A 21,994-nucleotide genomic window follows, 5' to 3' on the forward strand; every position below is an offset into this window, starting at 1 on the left:
ATAGCCTGGTTCTGATAGATTAGCTGTGATTTTATACAGTTGTCATGCTCAAAAGAGGTTACTGTCCGTAATACGCTTTCCTGAGTAAAATAATTATTCCTACCTGACAATGTTATCTTCATATGCAATATATGAATCAAATAGCTTTGATAGGCTACAGATAGATATGTTATAGCTGGTATTTGTACATTAGTTTCCATTAATTACGTTGTTTATGTTTTAATTGTTAATTACAAGTTCGCTTTCATACTTTTTCTATTTTTAGGAATAGTGCTCATTTGATTTTGCTACATATTTCTCGGATTAGTGAAAAAATTATATTTTTATTTGTTTTTATTAGCTGTTAGTGTAAAACTTTCATTCGAAATGTTTGGGTCATCATCTTAAATATAATATATTTAAATGGGATTGTTATTGTTCTAAATAAACAGTTTCAATTCAATTTTGTCGGGAAATTCTCTGTGAATATAATTTCATTTTTTTTCGATGGCTTGTGCATTTTTTTGTCTTTTTGATATTAATTTTGAAAAAATGGAGTTTTTATGAACGTTCTTTCCAAACATCAGCTTGGCATTAAATATCAGAACTATATGTTTGTTAACACAATGATTTCTAATCCAGTGATTAAAACTGTGAGCAAGTATATTTTATATAAAACATGGGACGGTAAGTTGTGGAATGCTGAAATTATTGAAAATGGTAGCGCTTTTTTTCACTGGCAGGGTAATGACAAAAGTAAGGGGCACAAAGATACAGTGATTAATTATCTGCTGAACGGGCAGAAGTGGCAGGCGACGATTACAGATTATGTCTTTTTCCATTGTCTGGAAGGAAATAAGTCTCATGGACACTATGATAATGTAATTAATTATATCTGTTCAAATGATTGTGTATACCAAGGTTCATTCGCCGAATATTATAGCGAATAACTATAAAGGAGCGCGTAGATTATCTGCGCGCTTATTTCTTTTACTGCCCGTAATACGCTTTAGCACCGTGTTTGCGCAGGTAGTGTTTATCTAGCAGGGTTTGCTGCATATCCGGCAGCTGCGGCGCGAGCTGGCGGCAGAAAATCCCCATATAGGCTACTTCTTCCAGCACGATGGCGTTATGCACCGCATCTTCGGCATTTTTTCCCCAGGCGAACGGACCGTGAGAGTGCACCAGTACGCCAGGCATCTGCGCTGCGTCAATGCCTTGTTTCTCGAAGGTTTCAACGATTACATTTCCGGTTTCCCACTCGTATTCACCGTTAATCTCGCTGTCGGTCATTTTCCGCGTACAGGGAATCGTGCCGTAGAAATAGTCCGCGTGGGTGGTGCCTGTCGCTGGAATTGACTGACCCGCCTGCGCCCAGATTGTCGCGTGGCGCGAGTGGGTATGAACAATACCGCCAATGCTCGGGAATGCCTGATATAACAAACGGTGTGTTGGAGTATCGGAGGAGGGCTTTTTCGTGCCTTCAACGACTTCCCCAGTGGCGATACTGACAACAACCATATCGTCTGCGGTCATGACGCTGTAATCGACACCGGAAGGTTTAATCACAAACACGCCGCGTTCGCGATCGACGGCGCTAACGTTTCCCCAGGTCAGCGTCACCAGGTTGTGCTTTGGCAGCGCCAGATTCGCTTCCAGTACCTGACGTTTAAGATCTTCTAACATGATGCTCTCCGATGAATCTTGCCGGATGGCGCTACGCTTATCCGGCCTACAAATCGCACATTCTTGTAGGCCGGATAAGGTGTTTACGCCGTCATCCGGCAGTTGTTAACGTTTGAAGCCGTAATACACTTCGTTCCAGCGCAGCGCGTCCTTAAAGGCCGGCAGGCGGGTATCGTTATCGATCACCGCGATCTCGATATCGTGCATTTCAGCGAACTGACGCATGTCGTTCAGATCCAGCGCGTGGCTGAACACGGTGTGGTGCGCGCCACCGGCCAGGATCCAGGCTTCAGAAGCGGTTGGCAGATCCGGTTGAGCTTTCCACAGTGCGTTAGCGACGGGCAGTTTTGGCAGGGAGTGCGGCGTTTGTACCGTGTCGATGCAGTTAACCAGCAGGCGATAGCGATCGCCGAGATCGATCAGGCTGGCAACCACTGCCGGGCCGGTTTTGGTGTTGAAGATCAGACGGGCAGGATCGTCTTTACCACCAATGCCGAGGTGCTGTACGTCGAGGATCGGTTTCTCTTCCACCGCGATGGACGGGCACACTTCCAGCATGTGCGAGCCGAGCACCAGATCGTTGCCTTTCTCGAAGTGGTAGGTGTAATCCTCCATAAATGAGGTGCCGCCCTGCAGACCGGTTGACATCACCTTCATGATGCGAAGCAGAGCGGCGGTTTTCCAGTCGCCTTCGCCCGCAAAGCCGTAGCCTTGCTGCATCAGACGCTGTACGGCCAGACCCGGGAGCTGTTTCAGGCCGTGTAAATCTTCAAATGTGGTGGTGAAGGCGTGGAATCCGCCCTGTTCCAGGAAGCGCTTCATCCCCAGTTCAATACGGGCCGCTTCCAGGACATTCTGACGTTTTTCACCGTGGACTTGCGTCGCCGCCGTCATGGTGTATGTGCTTTCGTACTCATCGATTAGCGCGTTGATTTCACCGTCGCTAATTGCGTTCACTACCTGCACCAGATCGCCCACGGCCCAGGTGTTTACCGAGAAGCCGAACTTGATCTGCGCAGCGACTTTATCGCCATCGGTGACCGCAACTTCACGCATGTTGTCGCCAAAACGGCAGACTTTCAGGTGGCGGGTATCCTGTTTGGACACGGCCTGGCGCATCCAGGAGCCAATGCGTTCGTGCGCTTGTTTATCCTGCCAGTGACCGGTGACCACGGCATGCTGCTGACGCATACGCGCGCCGATGAAGCCGAACTCACGACCGCCGTGCGCAGTCTGGTTCAGGTTCATAAAGTCCATATCAATGCTGTCCCACGGCAGGGCGGCATTGAACTGGGTGTGGAACTGCATCAGCGGCTTGTTGAGGATAGTCAGGCCGTTAATCCACATTTTGGCCGGGGAGAAGGTATGCAGCCAGACCACCATCCCTGCACAGCGATCGTCGTAGTTCGCGTCACGACAGATAGCGGTAATCTCATCAGGGGAAGTGCCCAGCGGTTTTAATACCAGCTTGCAGGGCAGTTTGGCTTCAGTATTCAGTGCGTTAACGACGTGCTCGGCATGTTGGGTTACCTGACGCAGGGTTTCAGGGCCATACAGATGCTGGCTACCAATCACAAACCACACTTCATAGTTATCAAAAATCGTCATTGTCGTGTCCTTAATGTGTCAGGGTTGCCAGGTCTACCGGGGCTTGTTGCGCCGGAGCGGCAGTCGGAAGGTATTGCTGTTCAGCGCTTACTGCCCACTGCTGATAGCGGCGGTAAAGCTGTTCAAAACGTTGAGCCTGCTCTGGGCGAGGTTGCAGCGTGTTTTCCACGGCGCTTGCCATCTGCTGCTGAGCGGCAGGGATATCGGCGTGTATTTTCGCGGCAACGGCGGCGAAGATAGCCGCACCGAGTGCGCAGCACTGGTCTGAAGCGACAATCTGTAGCGGACGGTTCAGCACGTCACAGCAGGCCTGCATGATGACCGGGTTCTTGCGCGCGATACCGCCAAGCGCCATCACGTTGTTAACCGCAATGCCTTGTTCGGTGAAGCATTCCATAATGGCGCGCGCGCCAAAGGCGGTGGCGGCAATCAGGCCACCGAACAGCGCTGGCGCGTCGGTTGCCAGGTTCAGATCGGTAATCACCCCTTTCAAACGCTGGTTGGCATTGGGCGTACGGCGACCGTTGAACCAGTCGAGCACGACCGGCAGATGCTCCAGTGATGGATTTTTCGCCCATGCTTCGGTGAGTGCAGGCAGCAGCTGTTTTTGACTGGCTTTAATCTGGGTCTGCAGTTCCGGATGCTGTGCGGCAAGCTGTCCCAGCGGCCAGCTCAGCACGCGGCTAAACCAGGCATAGATGTCACCGAATGCAGACTGACCAGCTTCAAGGCCAATAAAATTAGGTACCACGCTGCCATCAACCTGGCCGCAAATGCCTTTCACCGCACGCTCGCCAACGCTTTGCTTGTCGGCAATCAGAATGTCGCAGGTTGACGTGCCGATGACTTTCACCAGCGTGTTAGGCTGTGCACCTGCGCCGACCGCGCCCATATGGCAGTCAAAAGCACCGCCTGCAATCACCACACTCTCCGGTAGCCCCAGACGCTGTGCCCACTCGGCGCACAGGGTGCCAACCGGTAGATCCGCGGTGAAGGTATCGGTAAACATTGGGTATTGCAGATGGCGGTTGAGGATGGGGTCGAGTTCGTCAAAGAAACTGGCTGGCGGCAGACCCCCCCAGCTTTCATGCCACAGGGATTTATGCCCGGCGCTGCAGCGACCGCGACGAATATCCTGCGGGCGTACGGTGTTGGAGAGCAGGGCTGGAACCCAGTCGCATAGCTCAATCCACGAAACCGCAGCTTCGGCAACTGCGTGGTCCTGACGAGTTACATGCAGGATTTTGGCCCAGAACCATTCGCTGGAATAAATGCCACCGATATAGCGGGAGTAATCGATCTTGCCCGATGTATGGCACAGGCGGGTGATTTCTTCGGCTTCTTCTACTGAGGTGTGATCTTTCCACAGGACAAACATCGCATTCGGGTTTTCCGCGAACTCCGGACGCAGCGCCAGTACATTACCGTCTGCATCGATGGGTGCCGGGGTTGAGCCGGTACTGTCAACGCCAATCCCGACCACTTCCGCGCGTTGTTCCGCGCTCAGCTCGGCCAGGACGGTTTTCAGCGCCGCTTCCATGGATTCAATGTAGTCGCGCGGATGATGGCGAAACTGGTTGTTTGGGCCATCGCAATACTGCCCTTCCTGCCAACGTGGGTACCACTCAACGCTGGTGGCGATCTCTTCGCCGGTGGCACATTCCACCGCCAAAGCGCGTACTGAATCACTACCAAAATCGAGGCCAATTGCAATCGCCATCGTCTTACTCCATCCAAAAATACGGGTATGGATAAACAGTAGTGAGTAGCGATAAAAACCGTCAGGCAGGATCCGCTAATCTTATGGACTAAAATGCTGTGACATCACAAAGTGTGACGCTGTGCAAATAATCAATGTGGACATTTCTGCCGTAGTTATAGACACTTTTGTTAGCCGATTTTGACGTTGGCGTAGTACATGTTTTTTACAAAGAGCTTTTCACAAGCGGGGTTGGTGGTCCATTGCCGCAAATACAGCGGCCCGCAGGGGCGACAGCGATGATGTCTGGCGTAATATGGACAAATTGTTTCTTGGCAGGACATAGGGAGTATTGAAATTATGGCTGAAACGCAAAACGATCCCCTGTTGCCAGGTTATTCGTTTAACGCGCATTTGGTGGCCGGATTAACCCCCATTGAGGCGAACGGATACCTGGATTTTTTTATCGACAGGCCGCTGGGTATGAAGGGTTATATCCTCAATCTCACCATCCGTGGCGAAGGGGTTATCAATAATCAGGGCAAGCAGTTTGTCTGCCGGCCTGGCGATATTCTGTTGTTTCCACCTGGAGAAATTCACCACTACGGGCGCCATCCTGATGCTAGCGAGTGGTATCACCAGTGGGTTTACTTTCGACCGCGCGCCTACTGGCAGGAGTGGCTGACCTGGCCGGCCATTTTTGGACAGACCGGTTTTTTCCGCCCGGATGAAGCACATCAGCCGCATTTTAACGAGCTGTTTGGGCAAATAATTAACGCCGGGCAGGGAGAAGGTCGTTATTCCGAACTGCTGGCGATTAATTTACTGGAGCAGTTGTTGCTCCGACGTATGGAAGCCATCAATGAATCGCTACACCCGCCCATGGACAACCGCGTCCGCGATGCCTGCCAGTACATCAGCGATCACCTGGCGGACAGCAATTTTGATATCGCCAGCGTCGCGCAGCACGTCTGCCTGTCGCCTTCCCGTTTGTCGCATCTGTTCCGTCAGCAGTTGGGGATCAGCGTATTAAGCTGGCGCGAGGACCAGCGCATCAGCCAGGCGAAGCTACTGCTGAGTACCACACGTATGCCTATCGCCACCGTAGGTCGCAATGTTGGTTTTGACGACCAGCTCTATTTCTCTCGTGTTTTCAAAAAATGTACCGGTGCCAGTCCGAGCGAGTTTCGCGCTGGATGTGAATAAAAAGTGAATGATGTATCCTGAAAGTTGTCATAACTCGCAATCTATTCAGACAATTGATGGCTTGACGAAGTTGAGAGGGGTTATCAAAATCCCTGCTTCGTAAATTTGACGGACACATTATGCAAGCATTGCTGGAACACTTTATTCTCCAGTCCGCCCTGTACTCTCTGATCGCCGTACTTCTGGTGGCTTTTTTGGAGTCGCTGGCGCTGGTTGGTCTGATTCTGCCCGGGACCGTGATGATGGCGGGGTTGGGCGCGCTGATTGGCAGCGGCGAACTGAACTTCTGGCATGCCTGGCTTGCGGGCATCGTCGGCTGCCTGTTGGGGGACTGGATCTCCTTCTGGTTGGGCTGGCGCTTTAAAAAGCCATTGCACCGTTGGTCGTTCATGAAAAAGAACAAAGCGTTGCTGGATAAAACCGAGCACGCCCTGCATCAGCACAGCATGTTTACTATTCTGGTGGGGCGTTTTGTCGGACCGACGCGCCCGTTGGTGCCGATGGTAGCAGGCATGCTGGATCTGCCTGTCGCTAAATTTATCGTCCCGAATATTATTGGCTGCGTGCTGTGGCCACCGTTCTACTTCCTGCCGGGGATCCTGGCGGGAGCGGCAATTGATATCCCTTCTGATATGCAGAGCGGGGATTTTAAATGGTTGCTGCTGGCGACGGCGGTGTTGCTCTGGGTGGGCGGCTGGTTTTGCTGGCGGCTATGGCGCAGTGGCAAAGCGGCTGTTGATCGCTTAACGGCGTATTTCCCCCGCAGCCGTTTGCTGTATCTGGCGCCGTTAACGCTCGGGATCGGCGTGGTCGCGCTGGTGGCGTTACTGCGCCATCCGCTGATGCCGGTGTATATCGACATTCTGCGTAAGGTTGTAGGTTACTGACGATACCTTTACCGGATGGCGGCTTCGCATTATGCTTTAATGCCCAATAGCGCCGAGGCGCTGGCGTTGCCGCTTAACAGATCGTCCGTTTTGCCCTGCCACGCGATGCGCCCGTCGGCGACCACAATCGAGCGGGACGCAATTCGCGCGGCATCTTCTACGCTGTGAGAAACCATCAGCAACGTCAGCTGCTTCTCGCGACAGACTTCGGCGACCAGCGTTAGCATCTCCTGGCGCAGCGCGGGATCGAGCGCTGAGAACGGTTCATCAAGCAGTAAAATAGGTTGTTCTCGCACCAGACAACGCGCCAGCGCCACGCGCTGCCGCTGCCCGCCGGAAAGCTCACCGGGGAGGCGTTCCAGCAGAGAGTCGAGTCCCATTTGTTGAGCGATGTGGTGCATTTTCTCCCGCTGCGATGTGTTCAGCTTCAATCCCGGATTCAGGCCCAGGCCGATGTTTTGCTGTACGCTCAGATGGCTGAACAGGTTATTTTCCTGAAACAACATGGAAACGGGACGGCGTGAGGGCGGCGTGGTGGTGTGATCTTCACCGTCAATCATCATGGTACCGCTGGCAGGCGTGAGAAAGCCGGCAATCAGATTCAGCAGCGTACTTTTCCCGGCGCCGCTGGGCCCGAGTACAGCTATTTGCTCACCGCGCGTGACCGACAGCGTAAAGCGCATAGGCAAATGGTGATAAAGCCATGTGATATCAATCAGTTTTAACATTTCGACCCGGCAATTTCTCAATAACGGTAAACAGCGTAAAGCACAGGATCAGCAGTAATAACGCCGTAACCGCGCCATCCTGACTGCGATAAGAGCCAATCTGCTGATATAAATAAAACGGCAGGGTACGGAAATCCTCATTACCAAATAACGCCACTACGCCAAAATCGCCAATCGACAGGACGCAGGCAAACGCCATCGCCTGCGCCAGCGGGCGCTTCAGGGCGCGCAGTTCAACCACTTTCAGGCGCGACCATCCCTCAATGCCCAACGACTGGCACAACATACTGTAGCGCGCAGTGACGTCACGCATTGGGTTTTCCAGTACCTTCAGTGCGTAAGGGATCGCCATCAATGCATTGGTAAAAATGACAATGCCGTCGGCAGATTCAGGAAGACCAATGGTGTTATTGAGCAGCAGAAAGAAGCCGGTTGCCAGCACGATGCCCGGCATGGCGAGGATCATCATGCCGCTCAACTCCAGCATCTGACCTGCCAGCAGTTGCTGTCGGGCACGAAGTTCACGACTGCTCCATAACAGCATCATAGTGAGCACGACGCATAACGCTCCTGCTGCTAATGCGATGCGCAGCGAGGTTCCCAGCGCCTGCCACAGCACTGGCTGCATCAGTACATCCAGAACATGGCGGTTTAAGCCATCGACAATCACCGCCAGCAACGGCGGCAGTAACAGCAACAGGGCAAGAATAATCAGGATTGCGTCAGCCAGTCGGCTGTGCAGGCGATCGTCGGGATCGCGCCAGCCTTGTAACAGGGTAGCACCGGGAGCAATCGCCCGGCTCAGACGTTGGCTGAGGAGCACCAGCGCCAAACAACAAACCATCTGGATCAACGCCAGCATGGCTGCGCGGGCAGGATCGTAATCAAAATTCAGCGCCTGATAGATAGCCAGCTCGATGGTGGTGGCCTGTGGCCCGCCGCCCAGCGACAGAACGGTGGCGAAGCTGGCGAAGCACAGCATAAAGATGAGTGCCGCGACGGGCAGGATCTGACGACGCAGCCACGGCCATTCAACAAAACGGAAGAAATGCCAGCCACGCATACCCAACTGAGCGGCTAACTGCCGCTGTTCGCCGGGAATATTCTCCAGCGACTGTAACAGCAGGCGGCTGGCCATCGGCAGATTGAAAAAGACATGCGCCAGCAGAATGCCCTGCAAACCGTATGGCGAAAACGTCCACTCCAGCCCGAATGTATGCCAGAGCGAGGCCAGCCAACCCTGGCGGCCGTAGACGCTAAGAATACCGAATACCGCGACCAGCACTGGCAGGATTAACGTCATTGCGCACAGACGCAGCAGCGCCAGACGTCCTGGAAAACGGCGACGATAGAGCGCTCTGGCAAGGAAAATCGCCGGGACAACCGACAACACTGCGGATAAAAAAGCCTGCCAGAAAGAAAAGCGCACCACGTGCCACAGGTAGTCATCTTGCCACAGCGAGAGCCACTCTCCCTGCGGGGCGTTAAACCACAGTGCCAAAAATGCGGCCAGGGCAACGGCCACCATCAGCGTGGCGGCGGTAAGCCCTGGAACCAGCCAGCCGGGGATTAACGGCTGACGGCGCGTTGCCATTCGCTAATCCATGCCTGACGTTGAGCCGCAACCTGCTGCGGCGTAAATTCCAGCGGGGTGGCCGGTTTATTCAGTTGCTCGAATCCTGGCGGTAGGGCGACTTGCGTCACGGGATACATCCAGTTGCCGGTCGGAATCGCATTCTGGAATGCCGGGGATACCATAAACTTCAGGAATTTCTCGGCCAGTTCCGGCTGCTTGCTGGCTGCGGTACGGGCGGCAACTTCCACCTGTAAATAGTGGCCTTCGCTAAAGTTGGCCGCGGCGTAGTTGTCTTTTTTATCGGCAATGATGTGATAGGCCGGAGAGGTGGTGTAGCTGAGCACCAGATCGCTTTCACCTTTCAGGAACAGGCCGTAGGCTTCGCTCCAGCCCTTGGTGACGGTGACGGTTTTGGCTGCCAGTTTCTGCCACGCCTCTGGCGCTTTATCGCCATAGACTTTCTGCATCCATAGCAGCAGACCCAATCCCGGCGTGCTGGTGCGCGGATCCTGATAAATGACGCGCCATTTTTGGTCGCTCTCTACCAGTTCTTTCAGGCTTTTGGGCGGATTCTTCAGCTTGTTCTTATCATAAACGAAGGCGAAATAGCCGTAATCAAACGGAACGAAGGTATCGTTTTTCCAGCCGCCGGGTACGTTAACGGCGTCGTTTGCAACACCACTTTTGGCAAACAGTTTGGTTTGTGTAGCGGCTTCCAGAAGGTTGTTATCCAGACCCAGTACGACGTCGGCTTTGCTGTTTTTTCCTTCCATGCGCAAGCGGTTAAGCAGCGAAACGCCATCTTCCAGCGCGACCAGTTTTAGCTCGCAGTTGCAGTCAGCTTCAAAGGCTTTTTTGATTGTCGGGCCCGGGCCCCAGTCAGCTGCGAACGAGTCGTAGGTATAGACGGTCAGTACAGGTTTAGCGAAAGCAGGCGCTGCGCACAGCAGTAAAAGCGGAAGACATTTTTTAAACACTTTGCACCTCAAGAGTTGGGTGGCAAAGGACTTGAGATAAGCCTCAAATCCCTTCGCCGGCATTATCCGGATCAGGTTCGACGGGTATCTCTCAGCCCATACACAGATCGAATGATTTTGTGTATGTTTTTATTTAGCACCCCGTTGAGAACGGCGTTAGTGTAGTGATTTTGTTGCCGGGCAGCAATTAAGAGCTGGCTCTTATGGATCCGGCGGCGCAAACCACGCCGATTTAAAATCAAACCAGCCGAGGGTATTCATGCGCAGCCCGCGCATACTGCGCTGTCCCTGAATGATCAGCCAGTGGTGGATTAATGGCACAATGGCCTTTGTGGCGAGCAACTGTTGGCACCATGCTGCCAGGCTCATTTCGCCCGTTCGCCAGCGAGCCGCATCGTTTTCCCAGTCCCGCGAGATACAGTTTTGCAGCAAAGGGACTTCGCACAAATGTGCGAACAGTGAGAAGTCCAGCGGGAGGGTAAAGTTGGCGCTGTTGAGCCAGATATCGCTGACGATTTCACCTGCATGCCATTGATCGTAGTCGATCTCCTGAATATTCAACTGTACCTGATGCTGCGCCAGCAACGTTTTCATGATCTGCGCGATAATCCGGTGTTCGATATGATCGCGATAGTAGGTGATCGTCAGCGTTTCCAGCCCGGCGGGTTTTTCACCATGGCCAGGTTTGGCGTGATGCCAGCGGGGAAGCAAACCGTAGGCGGGAAACCACAACCGCTGGTACTGTTCATCGGCGTGGCAGATTAAATTTGTTGGCGAGAGAACGCGGCTTGCCCACTCGCGAACCTCCTGATTAGCGCCACGGTGGCTACGCGCATCAAACAGCAGGTAGTAGCAGCCTTCTTCGAGGCGGCTTTCGATCGCCTTTTCATCCTCTGTGGGGCCTTTTAGCGTCAACCCGCCGCCAGGCTCTTCTCCGATATCGGGTAATACCCAAACGTTAACTTCGTCGATCAAGGCCCGGTAGCCAAAGTAATCATCAAATGCATGAATTTTCAGTTGGTTATTGGTGTTGCGCATTACCGCATACGGACCGGTACCAATCGGGTGACTGGAGAAGTTGTTTAGCGTTTCCCATTCTCGCGGCAGGATCATGGCGGGGACCTGCCCCAATAGCCAGGGAAGCCAGCGATCTGGCTGGGCCAGATGGATATCCAGCGTCCAGGCCGTGGGAGAGACGATCTGCGTGATGTGTGAGTACAGTGGTAGGGCGTTAATGCGCCTCAGCGAGGCGATAACATCTTCCATTTCCAGCTCGCGGCCATGATGAAAATGGATCCCCGGGCGCAGGAAGAATCGCCAATGCAAAGGTGAAATTTGCTGCCAGTGATGGGCAATGTCCGCTTCCAGTTCCCCATTTTCCTCATTTACCCGAATTAAGGCACTGAAAATTTGGCGGGCGATATGGGTTTCGGAGCGGCGTAATGCCGTACCGGGGAGCAGGTTGTGCATCGGGCGATAATAGAGAACGCGCATGATATGCCGACCCTGGCGAAAGCTGCGGCCCAAGTGGGAGACCAGCATTTGCCGGACGGCCGTTTTGTCACCGACAAGCTGCACTAGTTGATCGATGCGATCCTGTTCCAGTAGGTCTTCCGCGCGCTGCTGCTGGAGCGCCAGCCCAGTATAGAGGAATGTCAGTCGCGAGCGTTTGCCTCGTCCAACTTCAGCTTCCCACGTTAACCAGCCACGATCCTGCATGGTATTAAGCAGCGTACGCATATGGCGGCGCGAGCAGCTCAGCAGATCCGCCAGCTCGTTGAGCGTCGTTTCTTGCGTCTTGCCGTCACAGCATTGCCACAGACGGATGAACTGTTGTTGCAAACGACCAGAAGACATAAAAGGGGAACTCCTGCGGAAAACTCAGCAATTTTATAATCCCTATATTAAGCCAATAATAGATTCCGATGAAGCGATGAGACAACGAAGGGGTCATCTATGCGTCAGTTCTGGTTGAAGTACTTTACCGCGACAGAAAAATCGTCCTGGTTGGCTTGCCTGAGTGCCCCGCAGCGCTTAAAGATGCTCGAAGAGCTGATGCAGTGGGAGATGACATCTGACTCCTGAATTGAGAATTGCAGACATCATGTGTGACTGAGTATTGGTGTTAATCGCCGCGCCAGCAGGTATCATCTGCTGGCTTTTTTCGTTTCAGCTGCGCTTAAAAGGAAAGATATGCTCTGGATTATGACCATGGGACGGCGCCTCAACGGCGTTTACGCGGCATTTATGCTGGTCGCTTTTATGATGGGCGTGGCGGGGGCATTGCAGGCACCCACGCTGAGTCTGTTCCTGAGCCGTGAAGTCGGGGCGCAGCCATTTTGGGTCGGGCTGTTTTACACCGTCAATGCGATTGTCGGGATCGTCGTCAGCCTTGGCCTCGCGAAACGATCCGACAGCCAGGGCGATCGACGTAAGTTGATCATGTTCTGCTGCCTGATGGCAATTGGCAATGCGTTGCTGTTTGCCTTTAATCGTCACTATCTTACGCTGATCACCTGTGGTGTGCTGCTGGCCTCGTTGGCGAACACCGCCATGCCGCAGCTGTTTGCGCTGGCGCGGGAATATGCTGATAACTCCGCGCGTGAAGTGGTGATGTTTAGCTCGGTGATGCGTGCGCAGCTTTCACTGGCCTGGGTAATTGGCCCACCGCTGGCTTTTATGCTGGCGCTGAATTACGGCTTTACGGCGATGTTTTCCATTGCTGCGGGGATTTTTGCCATTAGCCTGGTGCTGATTGCGCTGATACTGCCGTCAGTTGCTCGGGTGGAGCAGCCTGTAGACGTGCCGCTGGAACAGACCGGCGGTTGGCAGGACAAAAATGTGCGTATGTTGTTTATTGCCTCCACGCTGATGTGGACCTGCAACACCATGTACATCATCGATATGCCGCTGTGGATAAGCCTCGAACTGGGCTTGCCGGACAAGCTGGCCGGGATTCTAATGGGGACGGCGGCTGGGCTGGAAATTCCGGCGATGATTCTGGCGGGCTATTACGTGAAGCGCTTTGGCAAACGGCGAATGATGATCGCGGCCGTAGCGGCAGGTGTGCTGTTTTATCTTGGTTTGATCTTCTTTCACAGCCGTACGGCGCTGCTGGTGCTGCAACTGTTTAACGCGGTATTTATCGGTATTATCGCCGGGATAGGCATGCTGTGGTTTCAGGATCTGATGCCCGGACGTGCGGGATCAGCGACCACATTATTTACCAACAGTATTTCAACGGGAGTCATTCTGGCAGGGGTGATTCAGGGGGCTGTTGCGCAAAGCTACGGTCACTATGCCGTCTATTGGGTGATTGCGGTGATTTCGGTGGTGACGCTGTGGATGACCGGGCGGGTGAAGGATGTTTAGTCCGGTGCAGTCCCGGCGTTGCTGTGCTCGACCGGGCGACATTTCGTATTCGCTTTTGTCGTTTTTGTAGGCCGGATAAAGCGTTTACGCCGCCATCCGGCAACCTGTCCTTACGGCCTGATCGCGTTACGCTTATCAGGCCAATCCCTCTTTTTTTCATCTTGCACGTAAATGCAATGTTGATCACATAACGATCATTTTCCTCTTCCTGGATCTTCTTTTTTCTACTGTTACGCGTATACAGTTACGCGTAACAGTTATTAAAAAAGGATTTTTTTATGAAGAACCTATTCGACCTGACCGGTAAACGCGCGCTGATTACCGGTTCCGCTCAGGGCATTGGTAACCTGCTGGCCAACGGTCTGGCGGCGCACGGTGCTGAGATTGTGATTAACGATATTACCCAGCAGCGCGCTCAGGCGGCGGCGGACAAACTGGTGACCGAAGGCTATCGCGCCGTTGGCTATGGATTTGATGTCACCAACGGGGAAGAGGTTGCGCACGCCATCGCGCAAATCGAAAAGGAAGTTGGGGCCATTGATATTTTAATTAACAACGCCGGAATTCAGCGTCGTTTTCCCTTCACCGAATTCCCGGAGGCTGAATGGGACAAAGTGATTGATGTAAACCAGAAATCGGTCTTTCTGGTGTCGCAGCAGGTTTCCCGCTACATGGTGCAACGCCGCCGCGGGAAGATTATTAATATCTGCTCAATGCAAAGCGAATTAGGTCGTAAAACCATTACTCCATACGCGGCGTCAAAAGGTGCGGTCAAAATGTTAACCCGTGGCATGTGCGTGGAACTGGCGGAATACAATATTCAGGTCAATGGCATTGCTCCCGGCTATTTCGCCACCGACATGACCACCGCGCTGGTCAACGATGAAGCATTCTCCGCCTGGCTGTTCCAGCGCACGCCCGCCGCTCGCTGGGGTAACCCGGAGGAGCTGATCGGCGCGGCGGTTTATCTTGCCGCGCCCGCTTCTGACTTTGTGAATGGGCATCTTCTGTTTGTGGACGGCGGCATGCTGGCCGCGGTCTGATCAATAATGGGCCGCAACGCGCGGCCTGAGCGATAAAACAATAATCCAAGGAGTGAGTATGAATATGCTCGCAAAACTGCCAGCGCGTCGCTGGTGGTATTTAATGCCGATTATTTTTATTACCTACAGCTTAGCTTATCTCGACCGCGCCAATTACGGCTTTGCCGCTGCCGCCGGTATTGAACATGACTTAGGGATTACTCAGGAAACAGCATCGTTAATTGGCGCGTTATTCTTCCTGGGCTATTTCTTTTTCCAGGTGCCGGGCGCGATGTACGCCGTAAAGCATAGCGTGCGCAAAATGATTTTTTACAGCCTGATCCTTTGGGGGCTTTGTGCCGCGGCGACCGGCTTTGTCAGCAATATCCCAACGCTGATGGCGATCCGCTTTATTCTCGGCATCGTCGAAGCGGCGGTAATGCCCGCGATGCTGATTTATATCAGCAACTGGTTTACCAAAACTGAACGCTCGCGCGCCAACACCTTTTTAATTCTCGGCAACCCGGTCACAGTGCTGTGGATGTCGATTGTCTCCGGCTACCTGATTGAAGCCTGGGGCTGGCGCGAAATGTTTATTATCGAAGGTATCCCGGCGGTGATCTGGGCGTTCTGCTGGGTGATTCTGGTACGGGACAAACCGGCGGATGCGGGCTGGTTGAGCGAGCAGGAGAAACAGGCATTACAGCAGGCGATGGATCGCGAGCAGCGCGACATCAAACCGATGCGTAACTACGGTGAAGCGATGCGTTCACGCAGCGTCATTATGCTTTGCGCGGTGCATGCGCTGTGGAGCATCGGGGTGTATGGCTTCATGATGTGGATGCCGTCAATCCTCAAAAATGCGGCGCAGATGGACATCGTGGCGGTGGGCTGGCTGGCAGCGGTACCGTATCTGGCGGCGATCTGCCTGATGTTGACCGTCTCCTGGCTGTCCGATAAGTTCCAGAACCGTAAGCTGTTTATCTGGCCGCTGCTGTTGATTGCCGCCATCGCGTTCTTTGCCTCGTGGCTGTTGGGCAACCAGTCCTTCTGGCTCTCCTACGCGCTGCTGGTTGTGGCCGCTGCCTGTATGTATGCGCCTTACGGGCCGTTCTTTGCGCTGATCCCCGAACTGCTGCCGCGCAACGTCTCCGGCGTGTCGATGGGGATGATCAACAGTTTTGGCGCGTTAGGGGCATTCCTCGGCGCGTGGCTGGTGGGTTACCTCAACGGCGTGACCGGCGGGCCGGGCGTTTCCTACACCTTCATGGCGATTGCTCTGCTGGCGTCGGTGGTGCTGATGTACTGCGTTCGTGCGCAAAATGAAACCACGTCGCCGTCGGCTGAGATGGCTACGCGTTAAGGTTGAGCGAGGAGTGCAGTCGCTAACCGGCTGTGATAAGGTTCTCTGCGAGCATAATGGGCTGTTGGTCGTAGAGAACCTCATGAAAAACAATCGGATGACATTACAGGATATCGCTAATCTGGCCGGGCTGAATAAGATGACGGTCAGCCGTTATCTGCGTGACCCGAATCAGGTGTCGCAACGCAGCCGCGAATTGATTTCGAAAGTGATGGAAGAGAACAACTACATCCCCAACCGCGCCCCGGAAATTCTGCTCAACGCACGCAGCAAAACCATTGGTGTGCTGATCCCCTCGTTTCGTAATCAGATCTTTGCCGACGTGCTTGCAGGGATTGAATCCGTCACCTCGGCCTGCCAGTACCAGACGCTGATCGCCAACTACGAATATGATGCCGAGCGTGAAGAACGCGAGGTGCTGAACCTGCTCTCTTACAATATCGACGGCCTGATCCTCACGGGAAAGCTGCATACAGAGCGAATGATCCAGTACGTGCGCGCCAGCGGCGTACCGGTGGCGGAACTGATGGATATTAGCGGCCAGTATCTTGATATTCAGGTTGGGTTTGATAACGAAAAAGCCGCGTTTGAAATGACGCAGGCTTTTATCGACAGCGGCAAACGCAGCATTGCTTTCTTTGGCTCGATGGATGACCCCCGAGACCTTAGCCGTTTTCGCGGCACCGAGAAAGCGCTGGCGGAGCAGGGACTGGAAGCGTACCACCTGGCGCCAAAAACTATTTCGTCGGTGGCGCTTGGACGCAAGATGTTCCAGCAGGCGATGGCGGAAAAGCCGGATATTGACGCTATTTTCTGTACCAACGATGACCTGGCGGTTGGCGCGCTGCTGGAGTGTCAGGCACAGCAGTACGATGTGCCGGGAAAAATGGCGATTGCCGGTTTCCACGGGCTGGAAATTGGCCGTGCGCGGCTGCAAAAAATCGCCAGCGTGATTACGCCACGCTTTGAGATTGGCAAAACGGCGGCGGATATTCTGATTAAGCGTTTGAACGGGAAAGATGCGCCGGGCAGCGTCAATCTTGGCTACCAAATCTATTACGGCGATACGCTTTAGGCGAAGAGAAAGGGCTGGCCACCGTGCGGTGACCAGCGGAAGAGATTACTGCATAAACGCTGGCTGTTTGTCTTCGTACTCGGTGATGGCCGCTTCATGCTGCAGCGTCAGCCCGATGCTGTCCAGACCGTTGAGCATGCAGTGGCGGCGGAAGTCGTCGATTTTAAAGCTGTAGGACTTATCGCCTGCTTTCACCACCTGCGCTTCCAGATCCACTTCAAATTTAATGCCCGGATTGGCTTTCACCAGCGCGAACATTTCATCAACCTGCGCGTCGCTCAGGGTCACCGGCAACAGTTGGTTATTGAAACTGTTGCCGTAGAAGATGTCGGCGAAGCTTGGTGCGATCACCACTTTAAAGCCGTAATCGGTCAGTGCCCACGGCGCATGTTCGCGTGAAGAGCCGCAGCCAAAGTTTTCCCGTGCGAGCAGAATTGATGCCCCTTTATATTCCGGGAAGTTTAAAACGAACTCAGGATTCGGCTGTTGGCCCTTTTCGTCCAGGAAACGCCAGTCGTTAAACAGATGGGCGCCAAAACCGGTGCGCGTAACCTTCTGCAAAAACTGTTTAGGGATAATTGCGTCGGTATCAACGTTGGCGGCATCCAGTGGGACAACCAGGCCGGTATGCTGGGTAAATTTCTCTGCCATGGTAGTTTCCTTATTTGATGCTGCGAATGTCGGCAAAATGACCGGTAACGGCGGCAGCGGCGGCCATGGCCGGGCTGACTAAATGCGTGCGACCACCGCGGCCCTGACGACCTTCAAAATTACGGTTGCTGGTGGATGCGCAGCGTTCGCCTGGGTTCAGGCGGTCATTGTTCATCGCCAGGCACATGGAACAGCCCGGTAAACGCCATTCAAAACCGGCTTCGATAAAGATCTTATCCAGACCTTCTGCTTCCGCCTGCGCTTTCACCGGACCAGAGCCCGGCACCACCAGTGCCTGCACGCCCGGCGCAACTTTGCGCCCTTTGGCGATTTCTGCCGCGGCGCGTAAATCTTCAATACGCGAGTTGGTGCAGGAACCGATGAACACTTTATCGATAGCCACTTCCGTTAACGGAATACCCGGTTTCAGCCCCATATACGCCAGCGCTTTTTCAGCTGATGCACGCTCAACGGGATCGGTAAATGACGCCGGGTCGGGAATATTATCGTTCACCGAGATGACCTGACCTGGGTTTGTTCCCCAGGTGACCTGCGGAGCGATCTCTTCTGCCTGCAGGGTAACGACGGTATCAAACGTCGCGTTGTCGTCGGTTTTCAGGGTTTTCCAGTATGCAACCGCGTGGTCAAAATCCTCGCCCTTCGGTGCGTGTAAACGACCCTGAACATAGTTAAAGGTCGTTTCATCCGGTGCGACCAGACCCGCTTTGGCGCCCATTTCAATGGCCATGTTGCACAGGGTCATCCGGCCTTCCATGCTCAATGCACGGATAGCTTCGCCACAAAACTCAACCACGTGTCCGGTACCGCCTGCGCTACCGGTTTTACCAATAATCGCCAGCACAATATCTTTGGCGGTAATGCCAGGGGCTGCTTTACCGTTGACTTCAATCTTCATGGTTTTGGCGCGCCCCTGTTTCAGGGTCTGCGTCGCCAGAACGTGTTCAACTTCAGAGGTGCCAATGCCAAACGCCAGTGCGCCGAACGCGCCGTGTGTAGCGGTGTGGGAATCGCCGCAGACGATGGTCATACCCGGCAACGTCACGCCTTGTTCTGGCCCCATCACGTGAACGATACCCTGATACGGATGGTTCAGGTCGTACAGCTCGACGCCAAATTCGTTACAGTTCTTGATCAGCTCCTGCATCTGGATGCGCGCCATCTCACCCGACGCGTTGATGTCTTTGGTCTGGGTAGAGACGTTGTGATCCATGGTGGCAAAGGTTTTACCTGGCTGGCGCACCTGACGGCCATGCGCGCGCAGACCATCAAACGCCTGCGGAGAGGTCACTTCATGCACCAGATGCCTGTCGATGTACAACAGTGGGGTTTCGTTTTGTGCCTCAAAGACGACGTGCGCATCAAACAATTTTTCGTACAACGTTTTGGCCATGATTACACCCCTTCTGCGACGTAACGGGCAATGATGTCGCCCATTTCATCGGTACTGACTGCGGCAGCGCCACGGGCTAAGTCACCGGTGCGAATGCCTTCTTCTAATGCGCGGTTGATGGCGCTCTCAATTGCGGTTGCCGCATCATTGGCATCCAGGCTGTAGCGCAGCAGCAGCGCCAGCGACAGGATCTGGGCGATAGGGTTGGCAATATTTTTCCCGGCGATGTCCGGAGCGGAGCCGCCAGCAGGCTCGTACAAACCGAAGCCCTGCTCATTCAGGCTGGCGGACGGTAACATGCCCATTGAACCGGTGATCATGGCGCACTCATCAGACAGAATGTCACCAAACAGGTTAGAGCACAGCAACACGTCGAACTGGGATGGATCTTTAATTAATTGCATAGTCGCGTTGTCGATGTACATATGCGCCAGTTCAACGTCCGGGTATTCATTAGCAATTTCATTGACGATTTCGCGCCACAGAATAGACGTTTGCAGTACGTTAGCTTTATCAATCGACGTAACTTTACGGCGACGTTTGCGAGCGGATTCAAACGCGATACGCGCAATACGTTCGATCTCGAAACGGTGATAAACCTCGGTATCAAAGGCTTTTTCATGTTGTCCGCTGCCTTCGCGGCCTTTTGGTTGACCGAAGTAAATCCCGCCAGTCAGTTCGCGTACGCACAGGATGTCGAAACCGTTCGCGGCAATATCTGCGCGCAGAGGGCAAAACGCTTCCAGCCCCTGGTAGAGCTTAGCCGGGCGCAGGTTGCTGAATAATTTGAAGTGCTTACGCAATGGCAGCAGTGCGCCACGCTCTGGCTGCTGGTTTGGCGGTAAGTTTTCCCATTTCGGGCCGCCAACGGAGCCAAACAGAATGGCGTCAGCTTGTTCACAGCCTTCAACTGTTGCAGGTGGCAGCGGCTGACCGTGGTTATCGATCGCGGCACCACCCACGTCGTAGTGGCTGGTGGTAATGCGCATGTTAAAACGGTTACGGATTGCGTCCAGTACCTTCAGGGCTTGCGCCATCACTTCCGGGCCAATACCGTCACCCGGCAAAACAGCAATATGATAATTCTTCGACATCACACGGTTTCCTTGTTGTTCTCGTTGTTCTGAGCTTTGCGTTGCAATTCTTTTTCGACTTCTTCGGCGCGCCAGATGTTGTTCAGCACATGCACCATCGCTTTAGCAGAAGATTCGACGATATCTGTCGCCAGACCGACGCCGTGGAAACGACGACCGTTATAGTTGGCAACGATATCCACCTGACCCAGCGCATCTTTACCGTGCCCTTTGGCGGTCAGGCTGTATTTCACCAGTTCGATGTTGTACTCAGTTACACGGTTGATGGCCTGATAAATAGCATCGACCGGACCGTTACCGTTCGCCGCTTCGGCTTTGACTTCGTCACCGCAGGCCAGCTTGACGGAGGCGGTGGCGATGTCGTTTGAGCCGGACTGCACGCTGAAGTAATCCAGACGGAAATGCTCTGGTTCTTCCTGCTGTTTATTAATGAAGGCCAGCGCTTCCAGGTCGTAATCAAATACCTGACCTTTTTTATCCGCCAGTTTCAGGAATGCGTCATACAGGTTGTCCAGGCTGTATTCATTTTCTTTATATCCCATCTCATCCATACGGTGTTTCACCGCGGCGCGTCCGGAACGGGAGGTCAGGTTCAGCTGTACCTGGTTCAGACCAATGGATTCAGGCGTCATGATTTCGTAGTTTTCACGGTTTTTCAGTACGCCGTCCTGATGGATGCCGGAGGAGTGGGCAAAGGCGCCGCTACCGACAATGGCTTTGTTTGCCGGAATAGGCATGTTGCAGATTTGGCTAACTAACTGGCTGGTACGCCAGATCTCCTGGTGATTGATGCGGGTCTGTACATTCAGGATATCTTTACGCACCTTGATCGCCATGATCACTTCTTCCAGTGAGCAGTTACCGGCGCGTTCGCCGATACCGTTCATCGCGCCTTCCACCTGACGCGCTCCGGCGTGAACGGCTGCCAGCGCGTTGCCGACGCCCAAACCTAAATCATCATGGGTGTGTACGGAGATGATGGCTTTATCGATATTTGGTACGCGTTCATACAGGCCAGAAATGATTGCCCCAAATTCGAAAGGCATGGTGTAACCGACGGTATCGGGGATGTTAATGGTTTTGGCACCCGCGTTAATAGCAGCTTCAACAACGCGAGCCAGATCGGCGATAGGGGTACGGCCTGCATCTTCGCAGGAGAACTCCACGTCATCGGTATAATTACGCGCACGCTTAACCATGTAGACCGCGCGCTCAATGACCTCATCCAGCGTACTGCGTAATTTCGTCGCGATGTGCATCGGCGAGGTGGCGATAAACGTATGAATACGGAAAGCTTCAGCGACTTTCAGCGATTCTGCTGCGACGTCGATATCTTTTTCTACGCAGCGTGCTAAGGCGCAAACGCGGCTGTTTTTAACCTGACGAGCAATGGTCTGAACTGACTCAAAGTCGCCCGGTGAAGAAACGGGGAAACCCACTTCCATCACGTCCACGCCCATACGCTCAAGGGCCAGCGCAATCTGCAGTTTTTCTTTCACACTCAGGCTTGCCTGTAACGCCTGTTCACCATCGCGTAAGGTGGTATCGAAAATAATGACTTGCTGGCTCATGGTTTAGGTCCTTGGTTTCTTAGGGCGCCTTGCTTCGAGCATAAAAAAACCCGCGCAACGGCGCGGGTTTTTGTCTTAACTGGAGCTGA

Annotated in this window: 19 protein-coding genes and 1 riboswitch; of the genes, 8 read left to right on the plus strand and 11 right to left on the minus strand. The window is 53.6% G+C overall.

Annotated elements, in window-relative coordinates:
• Positions 1–542: 542 nt before the first annotated feature.
• Entirely contained in the window at positions 543–929 is a 387-nt protein-coding gene (locus OGY68_RS02145; RefSeq protein ID WP_069683768.1) for a DUF4751 family protein, read from the plus strand.
• A gap of 40 nt (positions 930–969) precedes the next feature.
• Here OGY68_RS02145 and araD read toward each other — a convergent pair whose 3' ends face one another.
• The 3 genes from araD to araB form a co-directional block, all read right to left on the minus strand.
• On the minus strand, positions 970–1,665 hold the full coding sequence (araD, locus tag OGY68_RS02150; RefSeq protein WP_042312376.1) for an L-ribulose-5-phosphate 4-epimerase: 696 nt from the start codon (positions 1,663–1,665) through the stop codon (positions 970–972).
• Between the two features lie 105 nt (positions 1,666–1,770).
• Complete coding sequence (gene araA, locus OGY68_RS02155; protein ID WP_003829590.1) at positions 1,771–3,273, minus strand: L-arabinose isomerase; 1,503 nt, start codon at positions 3,271–3,273, stop codon at positions 1,771–1,773.
• A 10-nt stretch (positions 3,274–3,283) separates the two neighbouring features.
• Positions 3,284–4,993 carry a ribulokinase gene (gene araB, locus OGY68_RS02160; protein ID WP_057067391.1) on the minus strand — a complete coding sequence of 570 codons (1,710 nt, stop codon included), beginning with the start codon at positions 4,991–4,993 and terminating at the stop codon, positions 3,284–3,286.
• Between the two features lie 339 nt (positions 4,994–5,332).
• Between araB and araC the strand changes: the two genes are divergently transcribed.
• Positions 5,333–6,178 carry an arabinose operon transcriptional regulator AraC gene (araC, locus tag OGY68_RS02165; protein WP_003829586.1) on the plus strand — a complete coding sequence of 282 codons (846 nt, stop codon included), beginning with the start codon at positions 5,333–5,335 and terminating at the stop codon, positions 6,176–6,178.
• 119 nt (positions 6,179–6,297) lie between these two features.
• Positions 6,298–7,065: a DedA family protein gene (locus OGY68_RS02170; RefSeq protein WP_003829584.1), complete on the plus strand. Its 768-nt coding sequence runs from the start codon at positions 6,298–6,300 to the stop codon at positions 7,063–7,065.
• A 29-nt stretch (positions 7,066–7,094) separates the two neighbouring features.
• Here the strand turns inward: OGY68_RS02170 and thiQ are convergent, their stop codons facing one another.
• From thiQ to sgrR, 4 genes are all read right to left on the minus strand, one after another.
• On the minus strand, positions 7,095–7,793 hold the full coding sequence (gene thiQ / locus OGY68_RS02175) for a thiamine ABC transporter ATP-binding protein ThiQ (RefSeq protein ID WP_032942352.1): 699 nt from the start codon (positions 7,791–7,793) through the stop codon (positions 7,095–7,097).
• Complete coding sequence (thiP, locus tag OGY68_RS02180; protein WP_057067390.1) at positions 7,777–9,387, minus strand: thiamine/thiamine pyrophosphate ABC transporter permease ThiP; 1,611 nt, start codon at positions 9,385–9,387, stop codon at positions 7,777–7,779. Before thiP ends, thiQ begins: the two co-directional genes overlap by 17 nt.
• Complete coding sequence (gene thiB / locus OGY68_RS02185) at positions 9,363–10,346, minus strand: thiamine ABC transporter substrate binding subunit (protein WP_057067389.1); 984 nt, start codon at positions 10,344–10,346, stop codon at positions 9,363–9,365. Before thiB ends, thiP begins: the two co-directional genes overlap by 25 nt.
• 30 nt (positions 10,347–10,376) lie before the next feature.
• Positions 10,377–10,500, minus strand: a riboswitch (TPP riboswitch).
• Between the two features lie 47 nt (positions 10,501–10,547).
• A complete protein-coding gene (sgrR, locus tag OGY68_RS02190; protein ID WP_057067388.1) occupies positions 10,548–12,203 on the minus strand; it encodes an HTH-type transcriptional regulator SgrR in 1,656 nt (551 codons plus the stop codon).
• 99 nt (positions 12,204–12,302) lie between these two features.
• On the opposite strand from sgrR, the gene sgrT reads away from it, so the two are divergent.
• The 5 genes from sgrT (at position 12,303) to idnR (ending at position 17,178) form a co-directional block, all read left to right on the plus strand.
• Complete coding sequence (gene sgrT, locus OGY68_RS02195) at positions 12,303–12,431, plus strand: glucose uptake inhibitor SgrT (RefSeq protein WP_020996233.1); 129 nt, start codon at positions 12,303–12,305, stop codon at positions 12,429–12,431.
• A 108-nt stretch (positions 12,432–12,539) separates the two neighbouring features.
• Positions 12,540–13,718, plus strand: coding sequence for a sugar efflux transporter (locus OGY68_RS02200; RefSeq protein WP_003829576.1), 1,179 nt, complete (start codon positions 12,540–12,542; stop codon positions 13,716–13,718).
• A gap of 278 nt (positions 13,719–13,996) precedes the next feature.
• Complete coding sequence (gene idnO, locus OGY68_RS02205; protein ID WP_057067387.1) at positions 13,997–14,761, plus strand: gluconate 5-dehydrogenase; 765 nt, start codon at positions 13,997–13,999, stop codon at positions 14,759–14,761.
• A gap of 58 nt (positions 14,762–14,819) precedes the next feature.
• Positions 14,820–16,103: an MFS transporter gene (locus OGY68_RS02210; RefSeq protein WP_057067386.1), complete on the plus strand. Its 1,284-nt coding sequence runs from the start codon at positions 14,820–14,822 to the stop codon at positions 16,101–16,103.
• 82 nt (positions 16,104–16,185) lie between these two features.
• Complete coding sequence (gene idnR / locus OGY68_RS02215) at positions 16,186–17,178, plus strand: DNA-binding transcriptional regulator IdnR (protein WP_286616812.1); 993 nt, start codon at positions 16,186–16,188, stop codon at positions 17,176–17,178.
• Between the two features lie 45 nt (positions 17,179–17,223).
• Here idnR and leuD read toward each other — a convergent pair whose 3' ends face one another.
• The 4 genes from leuD to leuA are packed head-to-tail and all read right to left on the minus strand — an operon-like array spanning position 17,224 to position 21,905.
• On the minus strand, positions 17,224–17,829 hold the full coding sequence (leuD, locus tag OGY68_RS02220; RefSeq protein ID WP_003829572.1) for a 3-isopropylmalate dehydratase small subunit: 606 nt from the start codon (positions 17,827–17,829) through the stop codon (positions 17,224–17,226).
• Between the two features lie 10 nt (positions 17,830–17,839).
• On the minus strand, positions 17,840–19,240 hold the full coding sequence (gene leuC, locus OGY68_RS02225) for a 3-isopropylmalate dehydratase large subunit (protein WP_057067385.1): 1,401 nt from the start codon (positions 19,238–19,240) through the stop codon (positions 17,840–17,842).
• 2 nt (positions 19,241–19,242) lie between these two features.
• Positions 19,243–20,334: a 3-isopropylmalate dehydrogenase gene (gene leuB, locus OGY68_RS02230; protein ID WP_003829570.1), complete on the minus strand. Its 1,092-nt coding sequence runs from the start codon at positions 20,332–20,334 to the stop codon at positions 19,243–19,245.
• A complete protein-coding gene (gene leuA, locus OGY68_RS02235) occupies positions 20,334–21,905 on the minus strand; it encodes a 2-isopropylmalate synthase (RefSeq protein WP_008786191.1) in 1,572 nt (523 codons plus the stop codon). Before leuA ends, leuB begins: the two co-directional genes overlap by 1 nt.
• Positions 21,906–21,994 lie beyond the last annotated feature (89 nt).

It is taken from the genome of Citrobacter sp. Cpo065 (assembly GCF_030332805.1).
GTDB lineage: Bacteria > Pseudomonadota > Gammaproteobacteria > Enterobacterales > Enterobacteriaceae > Citrobacter > Citrobacter portucalensis.